We start from the raw sequence: 3,498 nt of genomic DNA, 5'->3' as shown, positions 1-3,498 counted from the left end.
GAGCCCGTCAGCAACCGGTCGATCCCGTGACGCGCCAGCCGAGCGGGTCCGGTCAGGGCGCAGACGTCGCCGGACGCCAGGCGCACGCTGTGGGTGGCGCCGCCTTCAGCCGGGCCGATGCGGAACACCGCCGTGTCGCCCAGAGACACTGACAGCACGGGCGCCGTCAGATCGCGCTCGTCCCGGTCCTGATGCAGGCCCATTTTCGCCTCGCCCTGATAGAGGTTGACCAGGCAGGCGTCGGGCGGGTTCGGCCAACCGGTCAGGGCGTCCCACAGGCTCAGAAGCCGGGGCGGAATGGCGGGCCAGGGCGCGCCGGTTACGGGATGGATCGGCTGGTAGCGATAGCCCTCGCGGTCCGACACCCAGCCCAGGGCGCCGAAATTGCTCATCCGCACCGAGAACGGTCGCCCGCCGGGCGTCACCGGCCGATAAAGGGGCGCCGTCTCCAGCCCTCGTCGCACCTCGGCCAGCAGTTCGGCCTGTTCCGCAGCGTCCAGCAGGCCGGGCCACAGGCGAAAGCCGGGCAGGGCCGTCGGCGCTTCCCTCATCTCTTTTCTGGGCGGTTGCAGGGGGTTTTGCGGGATCATCGGCCGAATTTAGCGGCGCCGCGCCGCCTTGTCCGCCATAAGGCGCGGAATCGGCCCGGAACCAAGCGGAAGGCCTTGCAGCCCCTGCGGTCTTTCCCATATCCGAGCCAATCCGGCGATAACCCCCTATTCGTTAGGGGCTTGCCCGCCGACCCCATCCACCGCCGTACCGGGCGTCGTCCGGCGCGGCATGATTTCAAAAGCCCATCTGGGGGCGGTCACGCGCGGCGCTTGATCCAAGGCCGCCGCATCGCCCGCCGCAAGGAGTGAAAAGACAAGCCCATGGCCAAGATCATCGGCATCGACCTCGGCACGACCAACTCGTGCGTCGCCGTCATGGACGGCAAGAACCCCAAGGTCATCGAGAACGCCGAAGGCGCCCGCACCACCCCGTCGGTGGTCGCGATCCAGGACGGCGGCGAAATCCTCGTCGGCCAGCCCGCGCGCCGTCAGGCGGTGACCAACCCCGCCAACACCTTCTTCGCCATCAAGCGCCTGATCGGCCGCAATTTCGATGACCCGGTGGTGGCCAAGGACAAGGGCATGGTGCCCTTCGACATCGTCAAGGGTCCGACCGGCGACGCCTGGGTTCAGGCCCACGGCAAGGATTATTCGCCCCAGCAGGTTTCGGCCTTCACACTGGGCAAGATGAAGGAGGCCGCAGAGGCCTATCTGGGCGAGAAAGTCACCCAGGCCGTCATCACCGTCCCGGCCTATTTCAACGACGCCCAGCGTCAGGCCACCAAGGACGCCGGCAAGATCGCCGGTCTGGAAGTCCTGCGCATCATCAACGAGCCGACGGCCGCGGCTCTGGCCTATGGCCTTGAGAAGAATGAAGGCCAGAAGATCGCCGTCTATGACCTGGGCGGCGGCACCTTCGACGTCTCGATCCTGGAGATCGGCGACGGCGTGTTCGAGGTGAAGTCGACCAACGGCGACACCTTCCTGGGCGGTGAAGACTTCGACATGCGTCTGGTCGACTACCTGGCCGACGAGTTCAAGAAGGAGCAGGGCGTCGACCTGCGCTCGGACAAGCTGGCTCTGCAGCGCCTGAAGGAAGAGGCTGAAAAGGCCAAGAAGGAGCTGTCCTCGACGACGCAGTACGAGGTCAACCTGCCGTTCATCACCATGAACGCCTCGGGCCCGCTGCACCTGAACATCAAGCTGTCGCGCGCCAAGCTGGAAGCCCTGGTCGACGACCTGATCCAGCGCACGATCGAGCCTTGCGCCAAGGCGCTGAAGGACGCGGGCCTCAAGGCCTCGGACATCGACGAAGTCGTGCTGGTCGGCGGCATGACTCGCATGCCCGCCGTGCAGGAAGCCGTGAAGAAGTTCTTCGGCAAGGAGCCGCACAAGGGCGTGAACCCGGACGAGGTCGTGGCCCTGGGCGCCGCCGTTCAGGCGGGCGTGCTGCAAGGCGACGTCAAGGACGTGCTGCTGCTGGACGTGACCCCGCTGACGCTGGGCATCGAGACCCTGGGCGGCGTGTTCACGCCCCTGATCGAACGCAACACGACGATCCCGACCAAGAAGGCCCAGGTCTTCTCGACCGCTGACGACAATCAGTCGGCCGTGACGATCCGCGTCTTCCAGGGCGAGCGCCCGATGGCCGCCGACAACAAGGTGCTGGGTCAGTTCGACCTGATGGGCATCCCGCCCGCGCCGCGCGGCATGCCGCAGATCGAGGTCGCCTTCGACATCGACGCCAACGGCATCGTCCACGTGACGGCCAAGGACAAGGCGACGAACAAGGAACAGTCGATCCGCATCCAGGCCAACGGCGGCTTGTCGGACGCCGACATCGAGAACATGGTCAAGGAAGCCGAGGCCAACGCCGCGGCGGACAAGGCCCGCAAGGAACTGGTCGAGGCCCAGAACGGCGCCGACAGCCTGGTCCACTCGACCGAGAAGGCCCTGGCCGAGCACGGCGACAAGATCGACGAGGCGACCAAGGCGACCATCCAGTCGGCCCTGGACGATCTGAAGTCGGCTAAGGACGGCACGGACCCCGAGGCCATCCGTGAGAAGACCAACACCCTGGCGCAGGCTTCGATGAAGCTGGGCGAGGCCATGTACGCCGCCCAGCAGGGCGGGGCTGACGGCGCCGCCGACGGCCAACCCGCCGACGACGGGGTGGTCGACGCCGAGTTCGAGGAAGTCTCGGACACGGACGAGAAGAAGGACGCCTAAACCGGCGCCTCGCTAATGTTCGGCCCCGCTTGCCAGACGGCAGGCGGGGCCGTTTCATGAAACTTGCATCATTCGACCGGGCGCCCATGTCATCAGGCAGGCCGTCGGTCATCCGCGAACGGAACGCCTCCAGATCAAGAGAGGCCGAACAGCACCCTGGCGCGGCGGGAAAGTAAGAGGACGAACGCCTGATGGCGCAACGTGACTATTACGAGATTCTGGGGGTCGAGCGGACGGTGGACGCCGCCGTGCTCAAGAGCGCCTATCGCAAGCTGGCGATGGAGCATCACCCGGACCGCAACGGCGGCTCCGAAGAGTCCGTGGCCCGCTTCAAGGAAATCTCCGAGGCCTACACCGTCCTGTCGGACGAGCAGAAGCGCGCGGCCTATGACCGTTTCGGCCATGCGGGCGTGGGCGGCGGCGCGGGCGGGGGCAACCCCTTCGGCCAGGGCGGCGGCCAGGGCTTCCACGACATCAACGACATCTTCTCTCAGGTCTTCGGCGACGCCTTCGGCGATGCGTTCGGCGGCCGGGGCGGCGGGCGCCAGCAACAGAGCGGCCCGCGTCGCGGCTCGGACCTGCGCTACGACCTCGAGATCACGCTGGAGCAGGCCTATAAGGGCGCCGACGTCGAGATCGCCATCCCGACCCTGATGACCTGCGAGGTCTGCGACGGCTCGGGCGCCAAGGCGGGGACCAAGCCGACCATCTGCTCCAC

General features: G+C 66.9%; 3 protein-coding genes. 2 read left to right on the top strand and 1 reads right to left on the bottom strand.

Annotation, left to right across the window (positions count from 1 at the left end):
• On the bottom strand, positions 1 to 551 hold a 551-nt coding region (locus RT567_RS07825; protein ID WP_313575554.1), incomplete at its 3' end, for an alpha-ketoglutarate-dependent dioxygenase AlkB.
• A 321-nt stretch (positions 552 to 872) separates the two neighbouring features.
• Here RT567_RS07825 and dnaK point away from each other — a divergent pair.
• Positions 873 to 2,780 (top strand): molecular chaperone DnaK, encoded by a 1,908-nt coding sequence (dnaK, locus tag RT567_RS07820; protein WP_313575552.1) that lies wholly within the window; start codon positions 873 to 875, stop codon positions 2,778 to 2,780.
• 191 nt (positions 2,781 to 2,971) lie between these two features.
• A partial coding sequence (locus RT567_RS07815; RefSeq protein ID WP_313575550.1) for a DnaJ domain-containing protein occupies positions 2,972 to 3,498 on the top strand: 527 nt, incomplete at its 3' end.

This window comes from Brevundimonas sp. (assembly GCF_032107865.1).
Lineage (GTDB): Bacteria > Pseudomonadota > Alphaproteobacteria > Caulobacterales > Caulobacteraceae > Brevundimonas.
The sequence above is the reverse complement of the archived record's forward strand: the minus strand, read 5'-3'. Positions and strand labels throughout refer to the sequence as shown.

What these genes read in the sequence shown, in the direction of transcription:
- dnaK (WP_313575552.1), top strand. Translation starts at nt 873, where the DNA reads ATGGCCAAGATCATCGGCATCGACCTCGGCACGACCAACTCGTGCGTC.